Here is a 26,283-nt window from a genome sequence, read left to right as displayed (position 1 = left end):
TAACTGGGCCTAACGTCCATTGAGGATTGCGGCGCGGCCTGCCGTGTGAACTGGAAACGCGACCGCGGCCGGGCCCCCGGGAGATGCTCAGGAGGGGCGTAGCACCACAGCGTTCCTGGGCTGTAGGCGGGATCACGCCCGGATCAGAAGCCCAGTCGGCGCCTTGTGCTGCGGTGCCGCTGCGGCGGGGACCTGTCACCTCAGCAGCCCGTGCCCACCTTGATCAAGCGGCTTACTGAGCAGCACACAGAGGGGCCTGCCCGGCCACTTCTTGCCGCACCCAGCTCCGTAAATCTTCCGTTCACCCGTATGAGCGGCACGAGGGAGCGCAGGTGACAGAGAGGGCGCGCACACCCACATGTCCTTGTTTACACGGGTATCGCAGCCCTCTCGGGAGGCTCTGTGCTCTCGGTATCTGTCATCGCAGCCCGTGGTGCCAGACCGTACGGGACTGCTCTCCCAGCGTCCCCGACGTCATGTAGTGATCAGGATCAGGGATGGCTGAATGACGGTGCCGTCAGTGCCGACGCCTTCATCTCGCCGGGGAGATAGGTCAGGACTGAGCTCCCGGATCAGGAGACTTTCCGTCCCCCGCTCGTGGTCGTCATGTCGGCCATGCCCGACCTGCGCCTGGTCGCCGACCACAGCTGAACTCCTGCCCTACCGCCGCCCGGCTTCAGCAGCCGGTGCCGGGCGGGCGGCAGACCGCCAAGGTGCGCTTGGAGCGTGGTGAGCCACTCGGCCATGCTGAGCGCCTGCCCGGCCTTGATCCGTACCTCGGACGACCGTCGCCTCCTTGCCCCGTCAGGATGGCGTGTGGAAGGAGCGATCCGAGGACGGACGGGAGTTCACCGCGCCCCCGGAGATTGTCACGAGCGGCGACTACGGCACTCCGTTCTCTTCCGAGGCCCTACCCCCGGCGGGGCGGGGTTCGACGGCCGTGTCCTGCACGGCGCCGACTACCGCAGCCCGGCCTGTTCGCCGGGCAACGGGTGATCGTGGTCGGTGGAGGAAACTCCGCGATCCAGCTCTCCGCCAGACTTGGCCATGCCGTCGACACCACCCTCGCCCTCCCTTGCCCGGTCGGATGGGACACCGCAGCGCCCGATGGGCCGGGATTTGCACCGTTGGTTCAAGCGCTCGGCTCGACATCGGACCGAGCCGCTGCCTGCTCGCGAGGGTTCCCGTGTCCGTGATCGATGAGGGCCGCTACCGCCCCGCCTCGCGCTCGCCGGTACGTCGTCGATCGCCGCGAGATGTTCAGCAGGTTCACCACCGACCGGGTTCTCTGGGCCGACGGAACCAAGGAAGTTGTCGCCGCGGTCGTCTTCGCGACCGACTACCGACCCGTGTTCGGCTGCCTGACTGGCTCGGGAGCTCTCGACGACGCCGGAGGGCCCGTTCTCCGCGGCGGCGTGTCCACCACGGCGAAGGGGCTCGGCTTCGTCGGCATGGAGTTCTAACGGAGCTTCTCCTCCAAGACGCTGCGTGGAGTGGGCCGTGACGCCGCCTGCTCCTTCACCGCCTGTCAGCGGCGCGTTGCTGACGCCTCAGGCGTTGCCGCTCTGTGGCCACAGCTCCTCGAACTCGGCTACCTGGTCGGAGGTGAGCTCGCTGGGGCCCAGTACCCTCACCAGCGTGGTGTCCCAGGGACGGTTGCCGCTGTGGTTCGGGGTGAGCATTACGCCGACGCTGCATAGCGACTCCGGTCGGCCGGTGCGTTCGCCGACCTGGTGGTGGCGCAGCATGACGTAGCTGCCGAACGACGCTTCCACGTACTTGTCGAACCGTGTGGCGCAGACGAAGAGCATCTGCCGGTCACTGGCCGCCTCTTGGTGGAGCTGGCGGCGCGAGCGCCACATGACATGGCCGTCGGGAGCTTGCACGACGTCGTCGAGCATGTCGAGGAGCAGTTGGCCCCATTCCTCGCGCATGCCGACCGGGAGGCGGTCGAGATCGGCGAGCACCGTGAGCCGGTCGCTCTCGGAAATCTCGTCGCGCAGCATGCTGGCGGCCACGTCTTCGAGCACGTGCCGGATAACTAGATGGGTGTTGGTCTGTCCGGCCCCGGCCGGGACCTGGGGCAGCAACGGCGTGGAGAACCGGCGGCCGCCCGGGCCGACGAGTTCGGTGTCGATGTCCACAGGCGGTGCGGCGGCGTCGGCCGCGGCGAGTTCGTAATAGCGCACCGGCTCGTCGTCCAGCGCGATCGCCGGCTCTCCGGCCGCCCGGAACAGGTAGTCCAGCACCGCGGTGGTGGAGCGCAGCTGGTCGAAGAGGAAGTCCCAGTCCCGGCGGGTCAAGGTCAGGGCGGGCATGCCGATCGGGTCGAACGTGGGCACCATCGCGTCCGGAACGTGGTCATGGTCCAGCAGGGACACGGCCATCCACTCGTACGCATCCCCTGACACGGGCAGGGTAGTACCCCGCCCGTTGACCATGTCGGCCGTATGGAGGCGCAGCATGCGCACGGTCCCCTTGGCCTGGCTCATCGCCTTCTTGGTCACCTTCTGAATCCAGGCCCGCTCTTCCTCATCGCCTTTCGGCTTCACGGTGCGGCTTTTGATCTGGATTACCGCGCCGCGCTTGCCGCTCAGCAGCAGCCGGTCGCCGAGCTCCCGCTGCCCGGAGCCCTTGCGGGTGAGCGAGGACTGGAACACGAAGTCGGGCAGGCCCCAGGTGGCAGCCGCCGTATGGGCTGCCTTCTCGGCACCGATACCCGGTTCCACACCGGCGGGCAGGGGCATGGCCGGGGGTATGCGGCGCACATGCGTGCCGACGGGGGTTTCCACGATCAAGCTGACGGAGTCACTACCGGTGTCGGGAAAACGCCACAGGGCGTCAGATGCGGCCATAGCAGCCATTAGACGCCTTTCACTGATTCACGTACCCATATTTGCAGCGACTGCCGTCACGCGGCCAACCGCCGCCGGTCAGGGCCGGCGCGATGTCAGTGGCCGCGGGGAGGATGCTCTGATGAGGATCGATATCGCATGGGCCGCGCGGAGCTGTCCAGCTCTCTGTAGCTGACCGAGCTGTACTCGCCCCCGGATCCGCAGGGGGATTTCACGGCTGGCGGCCGCTTGTCGAACCGCGGCGAAGAACACGAGAACGCAGCCAGCGCTCAGACTGTGGAGCAGATTCGGGACTGTCCTGCCGCGGTGGCGCATAGCGGCCCCCGGCAGGACAGTTGACGAAAAGGTTCGCTGACGATGTGGCGGATCGCCGACCTCTACCCGGGCGAGGCCAAGACGGATGCGAGGGAAGCGTTCATTATCGCGGACGCGGCCTGTGCGATGTCGCACACGCTGTGGGCGATGGACGGCGGGGACGAGACGATCGCCGAGCTGGAGATGATCGTGAGGTTCGACGAAGACCTGGCCGACGAAGCGACCTGGGTGGCGAACCTGCTCCACGGCCTGCTGACCCAGATTCACATGGTCCGCTCGTCCTTGCGTATCTGAGTCGGGGATCCGACCAGTTCCGGCAGGGTCAAGACAGCCGGGTGCTGCAACCGCGGCCCCAGCGCCCGTTCCAACGCCGGATCCCTTGACCAGCGCAAGCTGCTGTCCGGGTGGGTCGAGGAATCGCTGGAGGTCAACCCTCTTTTCAAGGTCCTGACGTCGATGCCGGGAGCCGGCTCGGGACCGGAGCCATAGCGGCCCGGTCAGAAGAGTCGGACGGCCTGCGATCAGGGGCGTCCGAGGGTTCGGATGATCCAGCCGGCTTCGCGCCACTGCCCCGTGTCGAGGGTGCCGCGGGCGTCGATGACTTTGGACCTGCTCGCGCGGGTGGTGAGCGGCTTGGGGTCGATAGCGGAGAACTGGTGCCACTCGGTGAGGTGGAGCAACAGGTCCGCGTCATCGACGGCTGCGATGGGGTCCTCGACATAGTCGAGGTCGGGATGGACCTTGCGGGCGTTGTCGAGGGCCTTGGGGTCGGTGACGGTGATTGCGGCACCGAGGCCGTGGAGGGTTTGGGCGACAGCGAGGGCAGGCGAGTCGCGAATGTCGTCGGTCTCAGGCTTGAAGGCGGCACCCCAGACGGCGATCCGCTTGCCCCTCAAGTCGGAGCCGAGTTCCTCACGGGCGAGATCGATGATACGGCGGCGGCGGCGAGTGTTGACGGTGCTGGCTTCTCGGAGCATGCCGACGGCTTCACTGGCGTCGAGTTCGTCTGCGCGGGCAATGAAGCCGCCGAGGTCCTTGGGGAGACAGCCGCCGCCGAAACCGAGACCGGGCCGCATGCCGCGCTGTCCGATGCGGATGTCGTGGCCAAGGATGTCGGCGAGCTCGGCCACGTTTGCCCCGGACTTCTCGCAGATTTCGGCCATCGCGTTGATGAACGAGATCTTGGTGGCGAGGAACGAATTCGCGGCGCCTTTGGCCAGTTCGGCTGTGGCCCAGTCGGTGACGATCATTGGCGTCCCTGACTCAATGATCTTGTCGAACGCCTCCCGGAGGATCGCTTCGGCCCACGAGTGATTGCTGTTGACGCCGAGGATGAGCCGGTCGGGCCGGAGGGTGTCCTCGACCGCAAAGGACTCGCGGAGAAACTCAGGGTTCCAGGCGACCTCAATGAGGTCCCCGGCTGGCGCCATGCTCCGGAGGAGTTCGGCGACGCGGGTCGCCGTGCCGACCGGGACGGTGGACTTGACGGCGACGACGGCCGGGGTCGTCAGGCCCGGCGCAAGCTTGGTGATGGCGTCGAAGAGATGAGTGAGGTCGTAGGCGTCGGTGCCAGGCTGCCGCGGGGTGCCAACGCCGATGAAGTGCAGGTCGGCGAACCCGGCCGCCTCGCCGTAGGAGGCGGTGAAGCGGAGCCGGCCCGAGGTGGTGTGCTTGGCGAGGAGCTCGTCCAAGTCGCGTTCGAAGAACGGGGCTCGTCCGGAGTTGAGGGTGTGGACCTTGTCGATGTCGGAGTCCATGCCCAGGACCTCGTGGCCGAGCTCGGCCATGCAGGCGGCGTGGGTGGCGCCGAGGTAGCCGCATCCGATGACGGTCATCTTCATGAACGGGTTCGTCCCTTCGGGTGGGGCCGCCGCTGGCGGCCCCACCCGTGCCCCGAGGACGGGGTGATCAGGAGGGCCTGGCGGCCAGATGGCGGTTGATCCCGTCGCGGATGAACGGCGGGATTGTGAGGATGTCGAGGTGTTCGGGGGCGAAAAACTGGAGTTTGACGCCCTCGGAGAGCGGGAGACGGGTTTCGTCGCCGTCCCAGCTGGCCGCGAAGAAGGTGATGATCTGACCAGATCCGTACTCATCGCGGATGTCGAACAGCTCGGTCAGCGAGTCGGCGGTGAGGCCTGCTTCTTCGTCGAGCTCGCGGACGATCGCGGTGGCCGGGGCCTCGCCGAGGTCGCAGCCGCCTCCCAGGAGACTCCAGTGCGCGGGCCAGGCGATGGTCGGGAGGTCGTCGCGGAGGTGGAGGAGTAGTTCGCCGCGCCGGTTGGTGATGATCGCGACGGCCCCTCGGGCGGCGGTCGGCTCCTCGGCGGCGGTGGTATCGGAGTGCATCCCCTCACCGTAGTAATGAAGTTGGGGTTCATGCGGCAGCCCTCACTGTCTGGTCAGAGAGCCAAGTGGCTGCCATAAGGGCCTGCATGCGTGTGCGGTCGAACCGGCCGCCGATCTTCAGGCCCCCCTCGAGAAGGGGGTGGAAAGGCGCCGGAGCGTCGGTGAGGGCCATGCGGATCTGCGTATCCGCCCAGGCCGCGAGGTTACCGTTGAGCCAGGAGGGAACCGGGGAGGCGAAACCGAGCTTGTCCCGGCTGGCCCAGACCTCGCGGGGCAGCCCGAGGGCCTTGGCGGCGTCCCGCAGGATCCGCTTGCCCTGGGCCGGGTCGGTGATCTTGTACTCGGCGGGCAGCCGGTAGGAGAACTCGACTAGGTCGCGGGCGAGGTAGGGGGACCGGCGTTCGAGCGCGCAGGCGGAGGCGAGCTTGTCGCTGGTCATCACCAGCGGCCGCCAGGCCGTCGCCAGATCCGCGAGGGTTAGGCCGCGGGTCAGATCCCCGCCCGCGCGGGACATCGCGTCGGCGACCAGGTCCCGGAGCCGGCCGTCCGGGTCCGGGCCCCTGAGGATCAGCCGGGTAACTGCCTCCGCCGGGTCCAGAGGCTCGTCAGCGGCATGCAGGAGCTTGGCGGCCAGCGGCCGGTAAGCTTCCAGCCCGGCGTTCAGAACAGCGTCGGGACCGAAGAGGACCAGGGCCTGACGGACGTAGCCCATCAGGAACTCGTCCGGTCCCAACCCGCCGATCGCGACCCGGAGACCGAGGTCGGAGATCTTCCGGTAGGCCATGTGCTCGGAGAACGTGGATGCGTTGCCCATGGGGTAGTCCAGAGCCCGCATCATGTGCGGCAACGCGGTCATGAAGTCGACGTGGCCGGGCTCGACCACCACTAGCTCGGCCCCGATGTCCCGGGCAATGATCGCGGCCGTGGACGACTCGTCCAGGCGGTCCTGGCCCGGGTAGCGGACGGTGACACAGACCGGCGGTCGCATCAGGTAGGCCAGCACCGCCGAGTCCAGTCCGCCGGAGAGGAGCAGGGCGAAGTCACAGGCCGGGGATCTGAGCGGGATCTGCTCGGCCAAGAGCGTGGAGAACTTCGCCAGAGCTTCGTCGTAGGTGCCGGTGAACGGGGTCCGGTCCTCCAGATGCCACCAGGTCATCTGATCGATCGAGCCGGTGGGGACGTCGAAGGACAGCAGCGTGGCCGGCGCCAGCAGCTGGATCCCCTGGAACGGAGTGTCGACGCCGGTCGGGGTCTCGATCGCGGTGACCTCCGGACGTAAGACCGGCGAGGCCGCCCCGTAGCCGGTGAGAGTGGTCACCTCGGAGGCGAACGCGAGCCGGCCGCCGTCGAGGCGCCAGTAGAGCGGCTTCTCGCCCAGCCGGTCGCGGGCCAGGAACAGCTTCGCGACCCTCGGGTCATAGACAGCCAGTGCGAACATGCCGTCCAGGCCGTCAAGGCAGGACGGGCCGATCTTGGCCCAGGCTCGCAGCAGGAAGTGGGCGTCCGTCTCCCGGTCGTCGATTGTGATGCCCCAGGCGGTGGCCTGCTGATGCCAGTTGTAGATCTGTCCGTTGAAGGCCAGCAGTACCCCCGTGGCCCGGTCGAGGTAGGGGCCCGGCAGGGCCTGCGGGTCGACGATCAGCAGCGTGTTCATGGCCAGCACTGCCCGCCCGTCGCCTGTGACGGCGTGCATGGTGCCGTCCGGGCCGCGGTAATGCTGCGAGGCACTCATCGTGGCGACGGTCTTCTTGTGCCGGACGGCGTCGCCTCCGGCCAGTCCTGCGATTCCGCACATCTGGTTCACCCCCGAGCCTGAAGTCGTGGTGCCTTGGTATCGGCCACCACCGAGAGCCCTTCCTAGCGTCCCGGCGGTGGCCTGCGTGCTCAGCACACCGGCTGGGCGAAGCGCCGGACAGGGCTTACAAGGGGGCTCACAACTCGCAAGCCCGGTTCACCCAGGGTCCGCAAGGCAATACCCTCAGTGCCTCAAGGCGTGGGGAGAGTGTGCGGCTTCCCGTGCCCAGCCGAAATGCGCCGACCGGAAACACCCTCGACGCAGTGCGGACCCATGACGTTTCCTCGTCAGCAGCTATGTTGCTGACCTGGTGGAAAAGGGGATTCGGGTGGCGACGACCAGCCGCCGGAAGCGTCCGCCCAACGCGGACCTGGACCGGCTCATCGAGATGTCCGGCGCGAGCCACAAGTCTCTGGCCCTGCGGGTCAACCAGCTCGCCCAACAGGCAGGACTGGTCACGGACTACTCGCATACCTCCATCGCGAACTGGTGCCAGCGGGGCATGATCCCCAAGTGGCCGGTGCCCACGTGCCTCGCACAGGCGATCTCCGAACGTCTCGGCCGACCGGTGGCCCTTGGCGAAATCGGTATGGGCGAAGCGCAGACACCCGGCGCCGATGTGGGGTTGGATTTCCCGCGAGACCGTGCCGATGCGGTCCAAGTGGCCACGTCGTTCTGGAGTTTCGTGAACCGCCGCGACTTCCTGACCGGATCCGGCTTCGCCGTGTCCGCGTTCACCACCCCCGTGACCCGCTGGCTGGTCACCCCCGCAGATGACGCCGCAGATGTCGCTACCGGAAGGAAGCAAGTCGGCCGGGCCGACCTCGAAGAGCTCCGAGATGCGGCGGACGAGGCCCGCCGCTGGGACTCCAAATACGGCGGCGGAAACTGGAAAGCCAACTCTGTCACCGTCTGTCTCCAGCAGCGGGCAGCCCCACTGCTGCGGGGCTCCTTCACCGATGCAGTGGGCCGCGACTTGTTTTCCGTCACCAGCGAGCTGTCCCGCCTGGCCGGATGGACGGCGTTCGACGTCGGCCAGCACGACGTCGCCCAACGGCACTTCATCCAAGCCCTCCGCCTGGCCCGCGCGGGCGGCAATGTCCAGCTGGGCTGCTATGTGCTGACCACCATGGCCATGCAGTCCCTGCTGAGGGGCTTCCCCTCCGAGGCCGTCGATATGGCCCAGGGCGCCTTCGAACGTGCGAAGGGCCAAGCAGCCCCGAGGGTGCTGGCGTTCACCAAACTCATCGAGGCCAGAGCTCATGCCCGCGAGAACAATGCCAGGGCCGCATCACGGGCCCTGAAGGCGTCCGAGGGCCTCATCAGCCAGGCCGACCAGAGTATTGGCGACGAGCCTGCCTGGATCGACTTCTATCACCATGCCCGCCTTTCCGCGGACGCCGCCGAGGTCTTTCGAGACCTCAAGAACCCGAAGGCATCACTGGCCTGGAACCAGCAGGCCGCTGCGATGCCGTCCGGGGTGTTCACCCGTTCGGTCGGGATGCGGCTGGCGATCGTGGGGACCGCCCACCTCCAAGCGCGCGACCTTGACCAGAGCCTCGACCTGGGCAACCGGTCAGTCGATATCCTCGCCCGTGTCCAATCGTCCCGGGCCCTGGACTACGTGCGCGAGTTCAATACCGCTCTCGGCCCGTGGCGGCGTGAGCCGACCGTCCGCGAGTTCATCCACCGCACCCGCACCGAACTCAAAATGGCCGCTTGAGCACGTCGGTGGGCAGCCGAGTCCGCAGACCTCGTCGGCAGAGTCGGCGGGCCGACAGCAGAGCCGCAGGCTCCGCTGCTCATCGGCCGTCGTGGAGGTAGCGGCGTGCCGCAGACTGCGTTACGGCCCTATCGCCTTGTCAGGGGTTATGCCCCTCATTTTTCGCGGGCGCTTCACCCAGCGCGTCGTCGAGGCCGGCAAGAACCGGCCGAAGCGGATGCTGAGCCGTCCTGGTGACCTTAACGTGCTTACGGCTGCTATTTCTGGCATGACTTCCAAAGCGACCGGCAGTTCCTGCCCATCCACCACGACACCCTCACCCGCATCAGTGAACTACAAGTCGGTGCCGCTGCCGTTGGCCGTTCCCGCGCTGCTGTCGTCAACGCACAGATGGCCGCCGAGGTCGAGCACCTCATCGCCCTGCTGATCAAGCTGTGGGACACCCGCGCCGCCACCCCGCTCGAAGCGGACTGGGCACTCGCCACGACCGTCTTCGACCGCATCGTCGCCGAACTTAACGGCATCGACGGCGAAGGCCAGACCACCCGCATCGTCCTGGACTACGGCCTCCCTCACACAACCAACGACTGATGCCTCCTGTGAGGGAAGCTGGTGGGGCTATCTGGATAAACCCCTGAGCCACACACGGGTCAGGCTGCCCCGCGCCGAGTGACCGGTGGCCAGGGGGACTTGAGGCTATCGCTTCGAAAGGGCGGCGAGGTCGTTGATATCGCGGTTTCGTACGACGGCGGGCGCCGTGCTGCCGGGCTGGGTAGCGACGAGCATGGCGCGGCCGACGGAGTCCGTCGTGGTGATATGCCCGGGGAAGAAGCGCTTGAGCAGCGGGTAGAGGGTTGCGGTGGCACGGTACAGCGTGCGATGGATCGGGGTGCGGGAGACGGCGCCTTCGACCGGTTGGATGAACCCTGGGCGGAACATGTAGGTGGTCAGGGGCAGGGCTTGGAGGTCGTTCTCGGTGCGGCCCTTGATGCGTGCCCACATGTGGCGGCTCTTCTCGGTTGGGTCAGTGCCCTCGCCGGAGACGTAGATGAACGTCAGGGTTGGGCTTCCGGTGATCAGGGAGCGTGCGGCGGCGAGCGCGTAGTCGTAGGTGATGCGGGTGTACTGCGCCTCTCGGCGGCCGACTGCGGAGACGCCTAGGCAGTAGAAGCAGGCGTTCAGGCCGGTGAGCTGATCCTGGATGGGGCGGTAGTCGGTGAAGCCGCGGCTCCCAGGGATACGGTGGCGCCGCGCGCCCGCTGTGAGGTGCCAATTGCCTTGCACAAAAGAGGGGGTGGGGTGCACCCTGGCAGGTTCGTCGGTGTCAGCGCCGGTGTCAGGATAGACGGAGCCTTGCCGTATGGAGATCAAGTCGCTCGAGGAACTGCAGGCCGTCGATGAGCGGACTCTGAGCTTCACGCCGCTCGGCCTGGGAAGGATGCTGCCCGAGGACTCGGCTGACTTCCAGCAGCGGGTGGTCGCCGGACTCCGCCTTGCTGACGATGCCGCCGGCACGACGCGCCATCGGTTCGAGCAACTGCGTACCGCCTTCACTCACGGGGTGCTCTGCTACGAGCTGTTCACCCTCGTCGAGGACGGCACCCGGCTGGCGCTGGAGCAGGCGCTGCGCGACCGCTTCGCTGCCCACCACCAGGGCCGGGAGGTCGAGGTCCGCGACAGCCGAGGACGGATCCACCGGGTCCCGGCAACGAACTACCCGGAGTTCTTCGAGCGGCTGCGGAAAATCAGCCGCCCCGAGATCCGTATGAAGCCCGCAGGCGACTGGGCGCGATTCAACGGCATGCTCGCCGGACTGTTGAAATGGGCACGCAGGCAGGGGCTGTTGCGGGGCCAGCGCAACCGCAGCCTTGAGCCCACCCATCAGGAGCTGCGCAATATGGTCGCGCACGGCACCTACCACCTGACCACCCCGGTGGACGCCGCCCGGAGCCTGTCGGACCTCGCGGAGACCATCAACCATCTGTGGGGTCAGCAGACTCACGGAGGACGTTTGTATCCGGCACCCGTTGAGAGGACGGTCTTGGCCATCGGCTGGTCAGCAGACGGCGGCAGGACGGTCACGGGACGGGCCGACCGGCTCGACGAGACCTACGACGACATCGAGTTCACCTACATCCTGGTCCGCGCCGTACACGACGATCCCAAGCTCATGGAGTTCGACAGCCGAAGAGCGACAACCGCGTTCCCCGCTCAGTACATGTGGGGTCCGGGTACACGCGATGAGGCGATTGCCTGGCTGGACCGTGACCCCCCTTCCGCCGACCTGTGCGACCACCTGGACCAGGTCGTGGTGGTGCGCACTCTCGACGGCCGGGTCGACGCGCCGTCCTACCCTGCCATCGCGGCCGCGCGTCCTCGCGCCGAGCAGACGGGCGTCTGGCACGCCGTGCGCGTCGACCGCCCTCTCGACGCGATGAGACATGTCCGCGCCGTCACCGAAGGCACGCCCGGGCACCGGCCCGAAGGAGAGTGCAGGAGCTGCCCGGCGGAGACCCTGGCCAAGGGCGACATCACCGTCGTGCTCGAGGCAGCGCGTCGCGCCGGCGCCGACACCGAACCGCTCCACGTCCCGGACGTACGCACCCCCCTGGCCGCAGCCTTTTCCCGGCTGCCGCTCTGATCGGGCATTCGCGTCCCCCTCCCGGCGAACTCGTCTTCTACAGAGGTCTTCCCGCCGCGCCCTGTGCAGAGGGCCAGCTCGTTCACCTCTCGCCCGGTGGCCGTCTCAGCCGAATTGGTTCGGCCGGCATCCCTGCAGGTGGCTGGACCCCAGCCCGACGCGGGGTGAGCTGCAGCCGTCGCGACGCCCGTCCGCCAAGAGGAAGACACACCCCGACCACACCGTTCTTTCGGCACCCGTCGGGCAGGAAGAGGAAGCTTCCTCACCTCGGCGACTTTGCAGATGCGTACACATCGTAAATGGAGGAGCTCGCGAACGGCAGGAGGATCGGGTGCTAGGCGGCACGGGGGGTTCGCCGGGCAAATGGGCGAGATGTGCGTCACATCGTCGCAGCTCATGCGGTGTTCCTCGTGCAATTGCGCGAAGGCCGGGGCGATCGGAAGCGATGTCGAAAGCAAAACCATTCGATCAATATTGATCGATTCTCGAAACAGGTCTCTGTGTCGAGGTGGCGGCCGGCCTGGAATTTGTCTTCGCGCGTTGCTCCGTGTTTGCGCAATGAAGCGCATCAAATGGCGACGGGGAGCAAGGAGGGGGTAGCGTTTCGTGACGCGAGTGGGGCCCCCGCAGGGCAACCAACCATGGAAGGGCCCCCTCGTGTGTTCAGTCGAAGATCGCCCTTGACTCGAAAGCCGAGGACCTATCGTGTTTGACCGAAACAATGCTGCGGGGAGTTTCCTACCCGCAGTTGGCACCGACGCTAACATTCCTCCCCGTTTCGCGGCAGAGCCGCAGGCTGTGAGTGCCTGGGATGTCACTCTGCGGGCCGGGCTGTTCGTGGGCTTTGTGCTCCTGCCGTTGCTGTTGGTCACCGGGGTGTGGGAAGCGCCGGTGAGCGTGGCTCTCGTGGCGCTCGGCATCGCTGCTACCCGTGGCTCCTCACATCCGCTACCAGCGCGTTCGCCTTTCCTGACCGATCGGCCGCCGGCCGGCCCGCCGCTGTGCGGTGGGCCGGCCGGCCCCGGTGGTCGTATGCGAGCCGGATCAGTGCGGAGCGCCCAATTCCTCTTCGTTTCGCTGGAAGCGGTCGCTGTGGTCCGGAAGAAAAGACTGTGCAGAGCGGGGTGTCGAAGTGACGGATGCAAGTGGTGAGTTCGCCGAGTGCCGGGAGTGCTCGATGCAGTTCCCGCAGAACGGTGGACGGGGGCGCCGCAGGGCGTACTGCAGTCTCGCCTGCCGCCGCCGCGCGCAGCGGCAGCGTGACGGCCGTCGGCGTCGCCCGCCTCAGAACGCGCTGCCCATGGGGCGGTCCATCGCCGAGGAGCTGTACAGCCTGGCGTTCGACCTGCTGGAGGCGGAGTACGGGCGGGCTGATCTGGGTGAGTTGCTCGGCCGTGCGCGTTCCCTGGCGAAGGAGACCGACTACTACGTCAGCGCCGCGGTGCGTGACGCGCGGCAGAGGGCCGTGAGCTGGGAGGAAGTAGCGGCCGGTGCTGCGGTCAGTGTGGCGACGGCGCGGATGCGGTGGGGTGAGGCGCACGTGATGCGCCGCCTGCAGATGCGGTCGGTGGAGCGTGCGGCTGCCCGTCAGGCCCCGGCTTCGGTACCCGATGTGCGGCCGAAGGAGGGGAGGGAAGGGGTGGGGCGGGCTTCCCGGCAGTTGGCGGCAGCCCTGTCCCAGCTCCACCAGGACTCCGGGCTGATGATCCGGGAGGTAGCCGAGAACACGGAGCTGTCTCCCTCCTACGTCTCGCGGATCCTGTCGGTGGACCGCACCCCGAGCTGGCCGGTGGTTCGACAGCTGGTGGAAGCCTTCGGAGGCGATCCGCTCGTGCTGCGGGTGCTCTGGGAGATGGCACAGGGTGTTCCGCCGGCACCGCAGGACTTCATCGACGCCGCGACGAGGCTCAACGGTGTTCTGCGGGGGCTTCATCTGGCTGCCGGCTGCCCCAGTACGGGGGAGGTGTGCGAGCAGAGCAACGGTGCACTCGTCCAGGAGGAGGTGGAAGCGATTCTCGCCGGGACCGAGGTGCCCACGTGGGAGACCACAGGTCGCTTCGTCACCGCGGTGGGAGGGCATCCGGCCGACATCCGCCCGCAGTGGGAAGCGGTGTACAGCACCATCCTGGGAGCCTGCGACCCCGCGCCGAAGCCGGCAGTGCCGACTGCGCGGCAGCAGGACGACGGGGCATCGTCGACGGAGGAGCGGTGAACACGACGGCCCGGCCGGTGCGCCGACGCCGGTGCACCGCCTGCGGCCCGCAAGCTTCCGTCCTCCTTGGGTACAGGGCGTTCTGCATGCGCAACGAGAGCCGCTACATCCAGTACGCCAGAGCCAGATCCCTGGCGCCGGGCGCTGCACGGGCGGTGGTGGACTCGGTGCTCCGTGCCCTGGTGGACGACTGGCCGCGGATCATCATGAGCGACCGGCCTGCCTCCGAGGCCTGGAGAATCCTCACCATGCGAGTGGCGGCTGCCAGGAACTCGCCGCCGTTTTGCGATGACCGCGGGACGGACGCTGTGCACCGGGCGCTGGAAGGACAGGAGGCGGATGTCTTCCTGCTGCGTTACCGGATGTCGCTCAGCCTCGAGGAGACGGCTGACCTGATGGGGCTGGAGGTGCCCGCGGTCACCGTGGCGCTGAGGAAGGGAATGTCCGATCTCCTCGATCCCCAGTGAGCCCCCTGGCGTACGCCGGGGGCTGCAGCCGGTGTGGTGTCAGGTGGATGCTCCAGTCATATGCCTGAGTCATATATTGCTGGTCAAGGGGCCCAACTTCGTGTGAATGGTGTAGCAGTCTTCCTGCAATCCCGGTATTCGGCGTGGGATGCTCGCTGGTGACGAGGCCGACAGCGGGGATACGTGGGTGATTGTGCAATGGGGCTCGGGCAGAGACCGCTGGCCAGGACCGTCGATGTCACGGTCGCCAGCGTTGCCCGAATGTATGACTATTTCCTGTCAGGCAAGGACAGTTACCCGGCCGATCATGCGGCGTGCGAGAAGCTGGTCGAGGTGGCACCCGACGCCTTAGCCGTCATCGAGGCCCAACGCGCTCTCTCTCTCGCGGCGGTTGATCGTCTTGCCGATCGCCACGGCGTGCGGCAGTTCCTCGATTTCGGGTGCGGACTGCCGACCTGGATCAACACGCATCAAGTGGCGCAACGGGCGAGCTCGGCCAGCCGGGTCGTCTACGTCGACAGGGATCCCATGGTCGTCGCCCACGGTCGGGCTCTGATGGATGAGGACGGCCGTACCGCGGTCGTGCAGGGAGACCTTCTCGACGGTGGTGCTCTGATTGGCACTCTGCGTGTGGCCGGACTGCTCGACTTCGGGCAGCCGGTCGCGGTCATGATGGCTTCGGTGCTCCACTGTGTTCCGGACGCCGAGCAGCCTGGTGCCGCTGTACGCGACCTGCTTGACCACCTGGCCGATGGCAGTTTCCTGGTCCTCAGTCAGTGGGTGAGTGAGGACGCCGGCCTGCGTGAGCGGGTTGCGCGGGTCATGAACCGTTCCACCGCGGGTGCCTGGGGCCAGGTGCGCACATCGGCTGAGGTCGACCGGTTCTTCAGCGGTCTTGTGCTGGACGAGCCAGGCCTCGGCGACGTGTCGATGTGGCCGCGTGATATGGGGCGTTCCTATGCGGAGACGTCAGGACTGCTCGAATACGGCGGTGTGGGCCGGGTCGTCCGGTAGCGCTCCAGAGCGGCGACGAGCCGGCTCCGGGTCTGCTCGGGGCTGTGCGCCTTGGAGGCGAGCGGGTCCAGCAGCGCCCGGAAGTGCGTGGTCTCCTTGGCGCGGTCCAGGTAGTTGGCGCCGAAGGAGTTCTCCAGGTAGACGATGTCGGGCAGGTCCAGCGGGAAGCGGATCAGCGTGACCGGCATGCCTATGGCGACGACGAAGTTGGCGGGCACGATCTGCAGCGTGATCCGCGGATGGTCCATCAGGTCGATCATGTGGCTGATCTGTCCGTACATGACCTCCGGGCCCCCGATCTCACGGTCAAGGACGCTGGCGTCGATCAGCGCCCACAGACGAGGGCCGTCCGCCCGGCTGAGGATCTTCTGCCTGTCGACCCGCAGGTTCACGCGCGCCTCGATGTCGAGGCGGTCGGCAAGGGGGAACCCCTTCTGGGTTACGGCGAAGGCGTACTCGGGCGTCTGGAGCAGCCCCGGAACCAGAGCACCTCGTAGGTCCAGATGATCGAGGCACCCTCCTGCAACCCGATCAGCTTGTCGAACCACTCCGGAACCACGTTGTTGTACCGCTCCCACCAGCCCGACCTGTTGGACAGCTCCACGAGATCCGCTGACGCCGCGCGTTCCCTGGGGTCCACTCCGTACAACTCGAGCAGGTCCTGGACGTCACGCACCTTGAGAGGGACCTTGCCGCACTCCATCCTGCTGATCTTGGATTCATGGCAGCGAATGTGCGCGGATGCTTCGAGCGGGGAAAAGCCGGCCGCCTCACGCAGCTTCCGCAGGCGCGAACCGATCGCGATCCGCAGGACGGTGGGACTCGACCCAGGGGCGGAGAGCATGAGGTCGAGAGACGGGATGCCGGGGCTCTGGAATGCGGACATCGGGACTCCTGCAACGGGGCGTATGAAGCTGAATTGTCCCATGCAGGAGCCCCCCGTGGCGCCGGAAAAGCGTTATGTCCTGATAATTATCAGGCCGTGAACGAAGCGAACTCGTCGTCCTTGGCGCCGGACACGAAAGCTGAGATCTCTGCGCGCGTATAGATCAGTGCCGGCCCTTGCGGGTAGCGGGAGTTGCGCAATGCGACCGCGCCGCCCGGCAGCTCCGCCAATTCTACGCAGTTTCCCTGGTGGTCGCTGTGCCGGCTCTTCACCCAGGTAACGCCTTCGAGTGAATCTGCGGCAATTCCGTTGCGATACAAGCTTTCTCCCCTGTAGTTGTTCGCCCTCATGTTTCGCCTTCCCTGCCTCTCGGCCATGACCGTCCGGCCGCCTCCCGCCGTCACCCCTCCTTCCGTCATGCAATTCCCGGTGCAATTGCATGAGCGGGATGCAGGCCTGGATACTAGCCACGTGACCCGACAGTGGTCCGGAGCTATTGATCACCTGCGTGGAGGGGCGGATGGCGTGCGTACCAGGCTTGATGACTGAGAGTCACGAATTAGACGGAGGGGAACTCGCCGATCTGGCCGGAATGATCCCACCCGAAATCGGTAACCTCGCTCTCTCAAACCCCCTGGACTGGGGTCTTGCCCTGGGGGTGAGCGCTGCAGGGTTCGCGGCGAAGAGTCTGAGCGCCCAGGAGGAGTCGGGTGTGGGTGTGCGGGCGTTCACCCGCACGGTCATGGACCAGTGGGGCGCGGCCTCGGGCGGGGAGACCGTGGTGACCGTGGCCTGGGAACTCGCGGCCAACGCCATCCAGTACGCGCTGCGCGCGGATGTTCCCGCTCAGCAGCCGGGCCGTGCATGGCTCGGGCTGATGCGCAGGGAGGAGGCGGTGATCTGTGCTGTGACCGACAGCAGTCCCGCGCCACCGCTTCCGCGCCCGACCGCACCCCTGGACAGCGACGGGCGAGGTCTGCACATGGTGGGCCGGCTCAGCTCGCAATGGGGGTGGTCGCGCTCGCCGAGCGGCACCAAGACCGTCTGGGCGAGAGTGCCGACCACCTGGTGAACTGGCTTCGCGCGGGCGTCAGTTGCGGACGAGGCGCAGGGCCGGCCGCGCAGCCTGGTCTGCGCCGCTGTCGCCGCCCCCGGTGCCCACGACAGCGGTCACCGGAACGAGCCCGAAGACGTACTCGTTCAGCTCGGCCGGTGAGATGTCCAGATCTGCGGCGACGTCCTGGGGGGAGATGCGCTGGCCACGCAGAGCCTGGAAGACTTTGGCGAGAAGCTGGCTCGACTCCCGGGCCATCTCCTTGGCGTCGGGCTCCCCACGCCGGTAGCCACGCCGGGACAGTTCCTTGGCCGTCTGTGAGTACCGCCACTCCGACAGCAGACCGAGCTTGCGCAACCGGTAGGTCAGCGCCATGGCCGACACTCCCCACTTCCGCTTGGCGCTCAGGATCCGCTCGACGGAGGCGTTGTGAAGTTGCTGGGCGAGAATTCCGGCCTGCGGCATCAGGAAGGCCGAGGCGAACTCGTCCGCCTCGGCCTCGGCGGCCGGACCGCGCGGGATGCGGTGCTGGCAGTGCAGAACGAGATGCCCGAGCTCGTGTGCCGCGTCGAAGCGCCCCCGCTGCCCGGTCTTGCGGGTGTTCAGGAACACGAATGGGGTCGTGGCCTTGATGGTGGAGAACGCGTCAGCGTCCAGGCAGTCGGGCGCGAGGGAGAAGACCCGGACCCTTCGACTCCAGCAGGTGCACCATGTTCACCACCGGAGCCTCGCCCAGCCCCCAGGCAGCGCGGACCTGGGCAGCCGCTTCGGTGGGAGAGCGGTGCGGGAACGTCGGGAGGCTCGGTTCCGGCAGCTTGAAACGTTCCTCCAGCCACATGTTCAGGTCGGCCGCGATCGTCCCCGAACTCAGTGCACTGTCCCGCTCGAGTGCCGTCATCTTCGACGGGGCCCGGAAGCTGACGGCATCGGGCGTCAGCTCCACGGGCGCCGGTCGGCAGAAGAAGGCCGGCGGGTAGCGGAGCGCGTCGGCGAGGGAAGCGAGGCTGTCCTCCGAGGGCTGCTTGCGGCCGTTCTCGAATGCCGTGATGCTCTGCGCCGAGACGCTCGACTTCTTGGCCAGCGCCGAAAGCGTCATCCGCCGCCGCTGTCGCGCCAGCACCAGCCGCTCCGGGGTGAACACGTGCCTCATCCCACTTCCATCGCCGTCTTGCCTCGTACGTCAGCCCCCCAGGTACTCCACCATGACCTGCGGGCTTTCCCCGTCACCGGGGTCGTCCAGCAGTGCGACGTCGACCCCGGGGTCAGCCAGGTCCGGAAGATCGAGCGGGATCCGCTCGATCCACTCGTCGACGTATGCACCGTTCATCTTCACGGGCAGCGACAGCTCCGCGGAGATGCCGTTGTCGTCCCGCTTGTAGAGCAGGCACCACGTGGGCATCTCGTCGAGCTCCCGCCCCAGCGCACCTCGTCCGGTGTCATCAGGACGAACTGGCCGTTGTTCTCGACCACACGGGCCATCTTCGGGCCCTTCGGGTTCTTCGACCTCACCTTGGCGTCGAGGTCGCCGACTCCTCCGGCCGCGCTGATCGCGGTAACCACGTGCGTCCGATCCGGGTGGATTGTCCGGAGGATGCTGTCCCTGGTCGTGTACTCCCAGCCCAGCGGCGTCAGCTGCTCGGCCAGGTACCGGTTGGTGCGGCTCCAGAACGTCGTTCCCCTCATGGAGGGAGCGTCCATGTCCGTGCAGCCGCGCACGTCCTCCGTCGCCAGGCCCAGGGCCAGGTGGAAGAGGTCCTTCGAGAAGTCGAGCCCGGCTAAGCGCTCGTCGCACTGCCGCGGATCCAGGCGCTGCAAGTCCCCTCCAGGCAGATGAGTTTCAAAAATCCTACCTCAGTCGAGGTTGAATTCTTGAAACCCGCGGCGATTCTCGCACGTCAGTTCTATTCTGCCATCTCGCGTCGACTGTCCATCAACTGCCGCGCGCTGAAACAGCTTTGGCGGGTCGCGATCGCGGTGTCTGCTGGGGGCGGGCGCCCTGTCAGGGATGGGTCAATGGAGCGTGTGACGGCCGTCCGGCAGCCACCCCTCCAGGAATCCGGCCAGGAACGTGATCACGCCTTGAGGGGTCACCTGCCGTCGCCGGCGGCGGAGGCCCTCTAGTGTCCACAGGGAGTATCGGGCATCGCGGTTGCACGCCGAGCGGGCGTCCTCGTTGCTAATCCGGCAGACCAGGAGATGGGTCTCCGTGACCCGTTCGAACTCCCAGGTTTGATCTCTGCCGGACGTGTGGACGCCGCGGACCGCTGCTAGCTGCGGATCGCTGATCCCGAAGGTGCGGGTGAGGTGGCGCCGCGCCTCGTCGGCGGGCTTGGCGTCCGTTCCGATCTGGACCGAGGGGATGGTCCAGGTGTCACGGCAGACGCCGCACAGCAGTAGCTGCCGGTCGTCGTTGACAAGCAGCAGGAGTGCCCGCCGGTCCTGTTGTGCGTCTGGGATGCGCTGGATGGTCACCGTGCCACCTTCCCTCCTTGCTATTACAGTAGCAAGGAGGGGAGTGCTGTGTCGTCCCGCGCCTGCGGCTCCGTTGCACCGTGAATCTGGGCTGCCCCATGGATGAGGGCTGCGCAGGTGCCGGCCTCACGGAACGTCCGGTCGCAGGCGGGCGGTTGGCGCTGCCGCCTGGTACGCCGGATCCGCTCGCCGTCTACCGCCCGGTCGAGCCCTGCGCCGCAGCCAGCTTGCGGCCGCACCCTCTCGACTCGGATGCCCTGGGGTGTTCGACCGGCCGTTCTGCCTCTCTGCTCACACTTCACGGTGTCAATGAGGACCAATGGAGCAAGCGAGCAGGGATCAGTGGGCCGCTTGCTTCCAGGCGTGTCGGAAAGCTCTGGGTGCTGGTCGGCGCTGACCGGGTAGTGATCGTTTCTTCGGTGAATCGGCGCGGCTGAGCGGGTGAAGTTCGCACCGGGAGCCTTCCGTCCGCGCACGGGAGGCGGGTACAAGACGGGGCGTGATCAAGAACCTGATGAGGCGCGGCCTGCCCGCGTTCGCCTTCGCTGCCCTGCCCCTGCTCGCCGGGACGCTTCCCGCCGCGGCAACGGCCCCTGGGAGCGAACTGACCGTCACCTCTTATATGTCGGAGCCGATGTTCGCCGGCGGGCCCGGGGGGCGCCTTGCGCCGCTGCCGCTGTTCGAGGCGATCGACCGGATCCCGGTCGCGGTGGAACAGCGTGACGGCTACAAGCGGGACTTGTACAAGCACTGGAACCGCGGCGTGAACGCTGAGGACGGCTGCGACACCCGCCGAGAGGTCATTCTCTCCGAGGCCGTCGAAGCGCCCCAGGTCGGGGCTGAGTGCAAGCTCACCGGTGGTTCATGGCTGAGCCCGTATGACGGGGTCACCGTGACCGCCGCAGGCGGTCTGGATGTGGACCACATGGTTCCTCTCGCTGAGGTTCACGACTCCAAGTAGGCGGAGTTGGGCTCAACGCATCATTCTGCTCCCACACGCTGACGGCTTGGGGCAGATCGGGAATGGGGTTGTCACTCGTAGAAGTGACGGTAGGTGCATTCTGACCTGCGGCGGGACGTTCAACGCCACGATGTTGCATCTGATGCAACCGTGGGAGCTGGTGTGGTTTCTACCGATATCTCGGGCTCACCCGGGGATGAGTCCAGGGCTCTCGATCAGACCGTCTCGGGGCGTACCTCCGGATTGCTGGCGAGGCTCTCGAAGTACTCGTCGATCAAGTCGATCAGGCCGGCCACGGCGTGCTGTTCGGCCTCGGGTGACCAGGGCTCCTCGGGGCGGCCGGCGGGAAAGATCAGCTTCTTGGCCAAGACCCAGTACACCAGGTTCCCGCCGTAACCCAGCTTGGCTGCGAGCCACTCCCTGAACCCGTCCAGCAGGGCTTTGTCGGAGGCGATGTCATAGCCGTTGAGGAACGCGACGACCGCTCCGAAACTCACACGGCCGACGAACAGTTCCGGGCTCCTCCTGAAGTTGGCCCAAAGGTCCTGGTGTGACCGCGTCGGCTTGCCCCGGCCGCGGCCCCAGGCAGCGGGCACGTGTCTCAGGTCGGTGCCGACCCCCCAGGTGGAATACGAGACCGCCTCCGGCCCCACCCCAAGAGCCGCGAGGAGGCTGTCCGCGCGGGCAGCCGGATCGACAGGCCCACCCTTGCGGGTCCACACGTGGGTTCCCGGAGCGTCCCCCTCGTGGTGGGTGACGACGTAGTCCGTCCCGTCCAGCACGAAGAACGCGGCTCGCACATTGCCGTGCCCGTCCCACGAGCTTTCAAGGGTCAGCTTCAGCCGCCGCGCCACTGCCTCCAGGTCCACTGAGAGCAGCGCCAGCGAGCTCAACGGCCAGGTGGCGCTCTGAAACATAGACGCCTGCCGCGCCGGATTACGTCTACTCGCCGGAAACTCCGTCGCAGGCTCCCAGTCACCCTGCGCATCTGGTACTTCGATCATCTCGGTCACGGCACATAGTCAACCAGTACGCGACCTCGATCCTGCTGGACGTCAGTTGTTCACGAAACTCCGGTCAGAGCCAGAGCCGAAGAGCTCCGGCAAGGCGAATACCGCACATCGGGAATGACGCTCCCCGCCAGTCGGCGGGTACGCATGGGGCGCTTCGCGCCGCGAGGCGTACGCGAACGACCAGGCATCACCCCTGACGCTGATCGCGGTCACTGCCAAGTCGAACCGCAGCAAATCGGATAAGGACCCAGCCCAGTGGATGCCCCCGGCCGGTGGCTACCACTGCCAGTACACAGCCGAGTGGGTGGCTACCAAGCTCCGCTGGGTCTTGGCCGCCGACGAGGCCGAGCGCGAAGCGCTGCTCGGTCTGGCGGAAGACTGCGGCGGCACAACGGTCGTCTACGAGCCCGCACCGTAGGCCTGGCTGCCTGCCCGGGCCGCAATCCGTTGCTACGGCCCGGGCCAGGGGGGGCTGTAACTGCGTATGTGGGCAACAGCTCTGATGCCGTCGGCGCCGCTGGTATCGCCACCTTCGGCGTCGAGAGGCTTCGGCGCCCGCCGTCGGCCTTCCGATCGCCTTTGTCCTTGAATCCTTGTGCAGTGCGGGCAGTTCAACGCGGTTCCTGGTAGGCGACGGATCGCAACAGGCCTCCTCAGCGGAAGGGATATGTGTTGCTCGTTGCGCCTGCGCGCTACGTCGGGCGACCGGCTGTCAGGAGCCGCTCTCGGGAGCCATCCATGAGGAAGGCACGAGGGCTGAGTCGTTCCCGTAGCGCCAGCGCTGGACGACGTGGTTGCTGAAGGCGGGATCGTCAAGGTCGGCGTGCTCCATGACGATGATCTGCATCCTCCCGTCAAGCTGCTCCAGTGTGTGGTGGAGGGCTTGGAAGATGTTCAGCAGATGCATACGGTCGTTGGTCTGCAGATCTTCCTCGCCGGTCGGTTCAGCGGGGAAGTAGACCTGCGAAGGCTGGTCGAGAATCAGCACGCGGGGAATAGGGCTGCTGTGCCTGGTGAACCACTCGTGGAGGCTGAGAAGGGTGGAGACGTGGTAACCGAGATGGTTCTCAGCACTGCCCATGTTCTTAAGCTGCACTGGGCCATCGAGAGTGTCGGCGATCACCGTCAGGCGGTTGATGTCGAGGCGGATGGGTGAGTCCGAGAAATCGAGGTCGAGCGTCCCGGCCTTCTCTTTGATCTCCTGGTTGATCAACGACAAGAAGCTGGTGAGACGCTCGTCCTGAGTGCTACCGCTCAGCTGCTCCTCGAGCTCCGCAATCTGCTCGCGCAGTCCCTCGCGGCGGTCCAGAACCCGCGGCGCTGCGGCATGCTGGGCAGCCGTGTCGAGGTAGAGGCTGATGCGCCCCTGGACGATGGCGGATCGACGCAAATCGTCCGGCTCCCGCTGGATGGTACGCATCGCGGTGGTGAGTTCGCGGGTCTGGTCCTGGTTGCGAGCCAGCTCGGAGCGGAGCTCTTGCAGTCGGGTTTCGTGGCCGACGAGCAGGCGCTGAATGGCGGGAGTGTCGCTGCCGATGGCCTGGAGATCGCCGTCGAGGTGGGCGACGTCTCGCATGAGGCCGGCGATGGTGTCGTTGGCCGAGGGGACACGGCTGTCGCAGACAGGGCAGCGCTCCTGACCGGAAGCTTCTGCATCTCGGTTGAGAAGCCCCAGAGAAGTGAGGCGGGCACGCTGCTCGAAGGCTTGGTCGTTGAAGTCGTTGTTCTCGGCCAGTGCCACCTTCAGGTCAGCGATCTGGGCCCGGGTCTGTGCGAACAGCCGACGCAGTTCGGCCCGTCGGGAGTTGAGGGCCGCGAAGGGATCGTCGTCCGCCAGACCGGGCTCCGGGAAACCATGGGTCATGGCGTTGCGCAGGCGCTGGAGGACGACGTCCGCTGTTAGCTCACCGGTCTGCGGTGGCAGGAGGCCGGCTTCGACTGCCTCGGTCAGCAGAGCCTGAACCTGGCCGCTGGCCGGGGTGAGGTCTGCGGAGACGGCGATCACGGCTTCGTTGTCGGCCAAGTCGCGGCGCAGATTGCGGAGCTTGTTCTGAAGCAGTGCCTGGTCGCGGTCCACCGCGCCGAGAAAGTACGGGATGACTCCCCTGATGGTGTTCGGCTTCCAGTCCTCGCCCTGAGAGTGGAAGAGAACGTCGGGGTTGGCGACTTCGTTCTGAGCCTGAAAGCAGAAGAAGAGAGCGTGGCGCACAGAAGGGGCGATGAGCGTGTTCTTGCCGACGGCCGGAACACGGACGGTGTTGTCGATGCCGCAGAAGTCGCTGAGGAGCCCGCGGGCGACGTCACCGGGCGTCGAGAAGCGGAGCTCTTCGAGGATGGGGGGAGGAGCCCCGGGGGTTTGGGTAAGGACACACATGACGGTGCTGACGGCCTTGCCCTCCGGAGCACGGCGTGCGACGAAGAGCTGCTGGCCGGGCTTGGAAAGGGTGATGGCATAGGCGCTGACGTAGTCGCGGACTTTGCCTGCTTTGACCGGGTAGTCGGAGCTGGCAAGGCAGTAGTCAATGATCGTCAGCAGTGCACTTTTGCCTCGCCGGGAGTCGCCCGTGACGATGTTCAGGGCCCCTGTCTTGAAGGGGACGACGTTCATCTGGCCAGGCTGCTTGCCGTAGATGGTGACCGCTTGAATCTGGAACGTCACGGTTTGACTCCGAGGAGGGTCAGGACAGTGGTGAGGCTGCCCGTGCTGGGCAGCCAGCGCCCGAGGAACAGGGCTGCCCTCTGGGCCGCGATGGTCTGTTCGGTGGCCCCCGTGACCTCTAGCGTCGTGGGGCCGGCTGCCAAGACGAGCCCTGCGTCCGACGTGGTGAGCGCACGGGTCTGAAGTGCAAAGAGCACCCCAGGGCGTACTACGGCGGCCAACGAGGGCGCGTTCCTGGCCATCGCGATGCGGACACTCTCGTGCGTGTCGAGCCACTTCATCAAGCCGGACTTCATCGTGCGGGGAAGCTCTGCTCTGATCGAGGGCTGTAGGGCCATGATCCCGGCCACCACGGCTAGGTGCAGGGGACAGGCGCCGCCGAATTGCTGCGCGTACCCCTGGACGGAGCGGGTGCAGAGCAGCCCGGTGAAGGCGGGGTTGTACAGGGCGCGCTCCTCGCGGCTCAGGTTCATCCGCGAGCCTCGGCAGGCTCGAGGAGCTGCATCAGCCGGGCGGCGAAGTCCGGGTGCCATCCGACTCTGCGCTCATCGGCGAGCATGTGGTAGGAGCCCTTGGTCACGAATACCTCGTCACAGCCATCTCGGATCTGGAAACGGGCCTCGGTGTCGACCCACCGGTAGATCAGCCTGGCCTCGGCCTTCATCTGTTCCTCGGTAGCCTCCGGGCCCAACTCCTCTTCCATCACCGCGAAGCGGGATTCCCATTCTTCCACCAGTCGCCGCTCGTATTCACCGATCTCGCCAGCGCGCAGAAGACTTTCGTTCAGCCACCGAGAGCGCTGGGCAAAGGCGCGGACATAGTCCCGGACTGCGTAGCCGATGCGTGTGGAGCCGACCCCGATCAGTCCGAGTTGCTGAACGAAGACCTTGTCCGCCTGTTCCCCGAGGTTGCCGGACATGCCAATGATGTCGCGGTCGATAGGCAGGTTGTCGTACTGGAACTGTCGTTGCAGACCGGTGAAGACCTCGTCGAACTCGACACCAGTCACCGGGCTGCCACCGGGTGTCCGCATCTGCTCGATCACACGGTCGTAGAACCAGCCCTCCAGCCTGTTCAGGAAGGACCGGGCTGCGCTGTGACCGGCGGCTACCGCAGCCAGCCGCAGCATGGAGGTGCGGACTTCGGAGATGTCCTCAGTACCTCCGACGACCTGAATCCGTGCGAGGAGTGCGGCCTGCTGGGGTTCGGCCAGTCCCGTCAGAGCTGCGAAGGACTTTCGCAGGTCCGTGCTTGTGGTCTTTGATGCCTTCGCCGCATCGCAGAGAAGCGTCAGGGCCAGGCCCTCATCGCGATTCCCTGTGGCGTGGTGCTGGAGAAGAAACCCCACGCTGCCCTCGGGGAGCTCTGCCGTGGTGAGCAGGTAGAGATTTGTGGTGTCCGGGTCGAACCGCCCTGCTGCAGCCGCTTCCGCCCAGATCCGGAGAGTTTTCCAGAGATCCTTGGAGGTGTTGGTCAGGCGCACGCCCTCGGCACGCTGCTTGAGCTGAAGAAGGTCGGTCATGGAGCCCACGTGCTGCTCGATATCGTCTGCGGCTTCGACCGCGATGCTCCAGTCCGGGCCAGTGTTCATCCACTGCTCGATGCACATGTGCAGAGCTTTAGCGAACTGGAACAGGTAACCCAGAGCGGACGCTGATGCCTCGTACTGTTCACCTCCGTCTGCCATCACACCCCCAGAGCCAGACCGGTCCGGCGATCATTCCACGAGAGACCTGATCCGCAAAGGGGGTGGCACGAGGCATGCGCTTCTCTGCCGGACCAGGTACGTCGTGGCGGCGAGGAGGGTACGCCAGGGGCTGGTCGGAAGAGACACATGGAGGTCTTTGACGCGTCAGCCGTCGTCGCCCTC

25 protein-coding genes and 2 pseudogenes are annotated in these 26,283 nt (G+C 66.6%); 11 read left to right on the top strand and 16 right to left on the bottom strand.

Annotated features, from left to right (window positions below; translation table 11 throughout):
- Window positions 1–1,256 precede the first annotated feature (1,256 nt).
- Window positions 1,257–1,463 carry a hypothetical protein gene (locus ACIQAK_RS24240; protein WP_366391214.1) on the top strand — a complete coding sequence of 69 codons (207 nt, stop codon included), beginning with the start codon at window positions 1,257–1,259 and terminating at the stop codon, window positions 1,461–1,463.
- A gap of 87 nt (window positions 1,464–1,550) precedes the next feature.
- On the opposite strand, the gene ACIQAK_RS24235 is transcribed toward ACIQAK_RS24240, so the two are convergent.
- On the bottom strand, window positions 1,551–2,747 hold the full coding sequence (locus ACIQAK_RS24235) for a hypothetical protein (RefSeq protein WP_366391213.1): 1,197 nt from the start codon (window positions 2,745–2,747) through the stop codon (window positions 1,551–1,553).
- 459 nt (window positions 2,748–3,206) lie between these two features.
- Between ACIQAK_RS24235 and ACIQAK_RS24230 the strand changes: the two are divergent.
- Window positions 3,207–3,437: pseudogene (locus tag ACIQAK_RS24230) on the top strand (transposase); the annotation flags it as partial.
- Window positions 3,438–3,691: 254 nt separating this feature from the next.
- Here the strand turns inward: ACIQAK_RS24230 and ACIQAK_RS24225 are convergent.
- The 3 genes from ACIQAK_RS24225 to ACIQAK_RS24215 form a co-directional block, all read right to left on the bottom strand.
- Window positions 3,692–5,011, bottom strand: coding sequence for a UDP-glucose/GDP-mannose dehydrogenase family protein (locus ACIQAK_RS24225; protein WP_366391212.1), 1,320 nt, complete (start codon window positions 5,009–5,011; stop codon window positions 3,692–3,694).
- 67 nt (window positions 5,012–5,078) lie between these two features.
- Window positions 5,079–5,516 carry an NUDIX domain-containing protein gene (locus ACIQAK_RS24220; RefSeq protein WP_366391211.1) on the bottom strand — a complete coding sequence of 146 codons (438 nt, stop codon included), beginning with the start codon at window positions 5,514–5,516 and terminating at the stop codon, window positions 5,079–5,081.
- A gap of 28 nt (window positions 5,517–5,544) precedes the next feature.
- Window positions 5,545–7,311, bottom strand: coding sequence for an asparagine synthase-related protein (locus ACIQAK_RS24215; RefSeq protein WP_366391210.1), 1,767 nt, complete (start codon window positions 7,309–7,311; stop codon window positions 5,545–5,547).
- A gap of 328 nt (window positions 7,312–7,639) precedes the next feature.
- Here ACIQAK_RS24215 and ACIQAK_RS24210 point away from each other — a divergent pair, with 328 nt between their 5' ends.
- Both ACIQAK_RS24210 and ACIQAK_RS24205 read left to right on the top strand, forming a co-directional pair.
- A complete protein-coding gene (locus ACIQAK_RS24210) occupies window positions 7,640–9,034 on the top strand; it encodes a sporulation protein (protein ID WP_366391209.1) in 1,395 nt (464 codons plus the stop codon).
- Window positions 9,035–9,424: 390 nt separating this feature from the next.
- Window positions 9,425–9,625 carry a hypothetical protein gene (locus ACIQAK_RS24205; protein WP_366391208.1) on the top strand — a complete coding sequence of 67 codons (201 nt, stop codon included), beginning with the start codon at window positions 9,425–9,427 and terminating at the stop codon, window positions 9,623–9,625.
- A gap of 105 nt (window positions 9,626–9,730) precedes the next feature.
- On the opposite strand, the gene ACIQAK_RS24200 is transcribed toward ACIQAK_RS24205, so the two are convergent.
- Entirely contained in the window at window positions 9,731–10,339 is a 609-nt protein-coding gene (locus ACIQAK_RS24200; RefSeq protein ID WP_366391207.1) for an epimerase, read from the bottom strand.
- 55 nt (window positions 10,340–10,394) lie between these two features.
- On the opposite strand from ACIQAK_RS24200, the gene ACIQAK_RS24195 reads away from it, so the two are divergent.
- The 4 genes from ACIQAK_RS24195 to ACIQAK_RS24180 all read left to right on the top strand — a co-directional run bounded on the left by ACIQAK_RS24195 (window position 10,395) and on the right by ACIQAK_RS24180 (window position 15,368).
- Window positions 10,395–11,675 carry a hypothetical protein gene (locus tag ACIQAK_RS24195; RefSeq protein WP_366391206.1) on the top strand — a complete coding sequence of 427 codons (1,281 nt, stop codon included), beginning with the start codon at window positions 10,395–10,397 and terminating at the stop codon, window positions 11,673–11,675.
- Window positions 11,676–12,807: 1,132 nt separating this feature from the next.
- Entirely contained in the window at window positions 12,808–13,887 is a 1,080-nt protein-coding gene (locus tag ACIQAK_RS24190) for a helix-turn-helix transcriptional regulator (protein WP_366391205.1), read from the top strand.
- Between the two features lie 86 nt (window positions 13,888–13,973).
- Window positions 13,974–14,354: a sigma factor-like helix-turn-helix DNA-binding protein gene (locus ACIQAK_RS24185; protein WP_175516023.1), complete on the top strand. Its 381-nt coding sequence runs from the start codon at window positions 13,974–13,976 to the stop codon at window positions 14,352–14,354.
- A gap of 261 nt (window positions 14,355–14,615) precedes the next feature.
- On the top strand, window positions 14,616–15,368 hold the full coding sequence (locus ACIQAK_RS24180) for an SAM-dependent methyltransferase (RefSeq protein WP_366391204.1): 753 nt from the start codon (window positions 14,616–14,618) through the stop codon (window positions 15,366–15,368).
- Here ACIQAK_RS24180 and ACIQAK_RS24175 read toward each other — a convergent pair.
- The 3 genes from ACIQAK_RS24175 to ACIQAK_RS24165 all read right to left on the bottom strand — a co-directional run bounded on the left by ACIQAK_RS24175 (window position 15,311) and on the right by ACIQAK_RS24165 (window position 16,604).
- Window positions 15,311–15,916: a DUF5753 domain-containing protein gene (locus tag ACIQAK_RS24175; protein ID WP_366391203.1), complete on the bottom strand. Its 606-nt coding sequence runs from the start codon at window positions 15,914–15,916 to the stop codon at window positions 15,311–15,313. The genes ACIQAK_RS24180 and ACIQAK_RS24175 overlap by 58 nt on opposite strands.
- Window positions 15,808–16,254: a helix-turn-helix transcriptional regulator gene (locus tag ACIQAK_RS24170; RefSeq protein WP_366391202.1), complete on the bottom strand. Its 447-nt coding sequence runs from the start codon at window positions 16,252–16,254 to the stop codon at window positions 15,808–15,810. The genes ACIQAK_RS24175 and ACIQAK_RS24170 overlap by 109 nt, the downstream gene beginning before the upstream one ends.
- Before the next feature lie 89 nt (window positions 16,255–16,343).
- Window positions 16,344–16,604, bottom strand: coding sequence for a DUF397 domain-containing protein (locus tag ACIQAK_RS24165; protein ID WP_366391201.1), 261 nt, complete (start codon window positions 16,602–16,604; stop codon window positions 16,344–16,346).
- Between the two features lie 308 nt (window positions 16,605–16,912).
- On the opposite strand from ACIQAK_RS24165, the gene ACIQAK_RS24160 reads away from it, so the two are divergent.
- Window positions 16,913–17,326 carry an ATP-binding protein gene (locus ACIQAK_RS24160; protein WP_366391200.1) on the top strand — a complete coding sequence of 138 codons (414 nt, stop codon included), beginning with the start codon at window positions 16,913–16,915 and terminating at the stop codon, window positions 17,324–17,326.
- An 18-nt stretch (window positions 17,327–17,344) separates the two neighbouring features.
- Here the strand turns inward: ACIQAK_RS24160 and ACIQAK_RS24155 are convergent, their stop codons facing one another.
- From ACIQAK_RS24155 to ACIQAK_RS24140, 4 genes are all read right to left on the bottom strand, one after another.
- Entirely contained in the window at window positions 17,345–17,920 is a 576-nt protein-coding gene (locus ACIQAK_RS24155) for an ImmA/IrrE family metallo-endopeptidase (protein ID WP_366391199.1), read from the bottom strand.
- Window positions 17,921–17,954: 34 nt separating this feature from the next.
- The gene (locus ACIQAK_RS24150; protein ID WP_366391198.1) at window positions 17,955–18,458 is read right to left on the bottom strand and encodes a helix-turn-helix transcriptional regulator; all 504 of its coding nucleotides are present in this window, start codon (window positions 18,456–18,458) and stop codon (window positions 17,955–17,957) included.
- 30 nt (window positions 18,459–18,488) lie between these two features.
- On the bottom strand, window positions 18,489–18,707 hold the full coding sequence (locus ACIQAK_RS24145; protein WP_366391197.1) for a hypothetical protein: 219 nt from the start codon (window positions 18,705–18,707) through the stop codon (window positions 18,489–18,491).
- A 611-nt stretch (window positions 18,708–19,318) separates the two neighbouring features.
- Window positions 19,319–19,780 carry a hypothetical protein gene (locus tag ACIQAK_RS24140; RefSeq protein ID WP_366391196.1) on the bottom strand — a complete coding sequence of 154 codons (462 nt, stop codon included), beginning with the start codon at window positions 19,778–19,780 and terminating at the stop codon, window positions 19,319–19,321.
- 499 nt (window positions 19,781–20,279) lie between these two features.
- Between ACIQAK_RS24140 and ACIQAK_RS24135 the strand changes: the two genes are divergently transcribed.
- Entirely contained in the window at window positions 20,280–20,741 is a 462-nt protein-coding gene (locus tag ACIQAK_RS24135; protein WP_366391195.1) for a hypothetical protein, read from the top strand.
- Between the two features lie 215 nt (window positions 20,742–20,956).
- On the opposite strand, the gene ACIQAK_RS24130 is transcribed toward ACIQAK_RS24135, so the two are convergent.
- Window positions 20,957–21,754, bottom strand: coding sequence for a hypothetical protein (locus tag ACIQAK_RS24130; protein ID WP_366391194.1), 798 nt, complete (start codon window positions 21,752–21,754; stop codon window positions 20,957–20,959).
- A gap of 133 nt (window positions 21,755–21,887) precedes the next feature.
- On the opposite strand from ACIQAK_RS24130, the pseudogene ACIQAK_RS24125 reads away from it, so the two are divergent.
- Window positions 21,888–22,172: pseudogene (locus ACIQAK_RS24125) on the top strand (HNH endonuclease); the annotation flags it as partial.
- Window positions 22,173–22,466: 294 nt separating this feature from the next.
- On the opposite strand, the gene ACIQAK_RS24120 reads toward ACIQAK_RS24125, so the two are convergent.
- Genes ACIQAK_RS24120 through ACIQAK_RS24110 form a run of 3 tightly spaced genes read right to left on the bottom strand, consistent with a single transcriptional unit; the run spans window position 22,467 to window position 26,022 of the window.
- The gene (locus ACIQAK_RS24120) at window positions 22,467–24,413 is read right to left on the bottom strand and encodes a DUF3732 domain-containing protein (RefSeq protein ID WP_366391193.1); all 1,947 of its coding nucleotides are present in this window, start codon (window positions 24,411–24,413) and stop codon (window positions 22,467–22,469) included.
- Window positions 24,410–24,886: a three component ABC system middle component gene (locus ACIQAK_RS24115; RefSeq protein ID WP_366391192.1), complete on the bottom strand. Its 477-nt coding sequence runs from the start codon at window positions 24,884–24,886 to the stop codon at window positions 24,410–24,412. The genes ACIQAK_RS24120 and ACIQAK_RS24115 overlap by 4 nt, the downstream gene beginning before the upstream one ends.
- Window positions 24,883–26,022 carry an ABC-three component system protein gene (locus ACIQAK_RS24110; RefSeq protein WP_366391191.1) on the bottom strand — a complete coding sequence of 380 codons (1,140 nt, stop codon included), beginning with the start codon at window positions 26,020–26,022 and terminating at the stop codon, window positions 24,883–24,885. Before ACIQAK_RS24110 ends, ACIQAK_RS24115 begins: the two co-directional genes overlap by 4 nt.
- Between the last annotated feature and the right edge of the window lie 261 nt (window positions 26,023–26,283).

Source organism: Streptomyces sp. NPDC088706 (assembly GCF_044752765.1).
In the GTDB taxonomy this organism is placed as follows: Bacteria; Actinomycetota; Actinomycetes; order Streptomycetales; family Streptomycetaceae; genus Streptomyces.
Note: the sequence above shows the minus strand (reverse complement) of the source record. Positions and strands in the feature narration are given on the sequence as shown.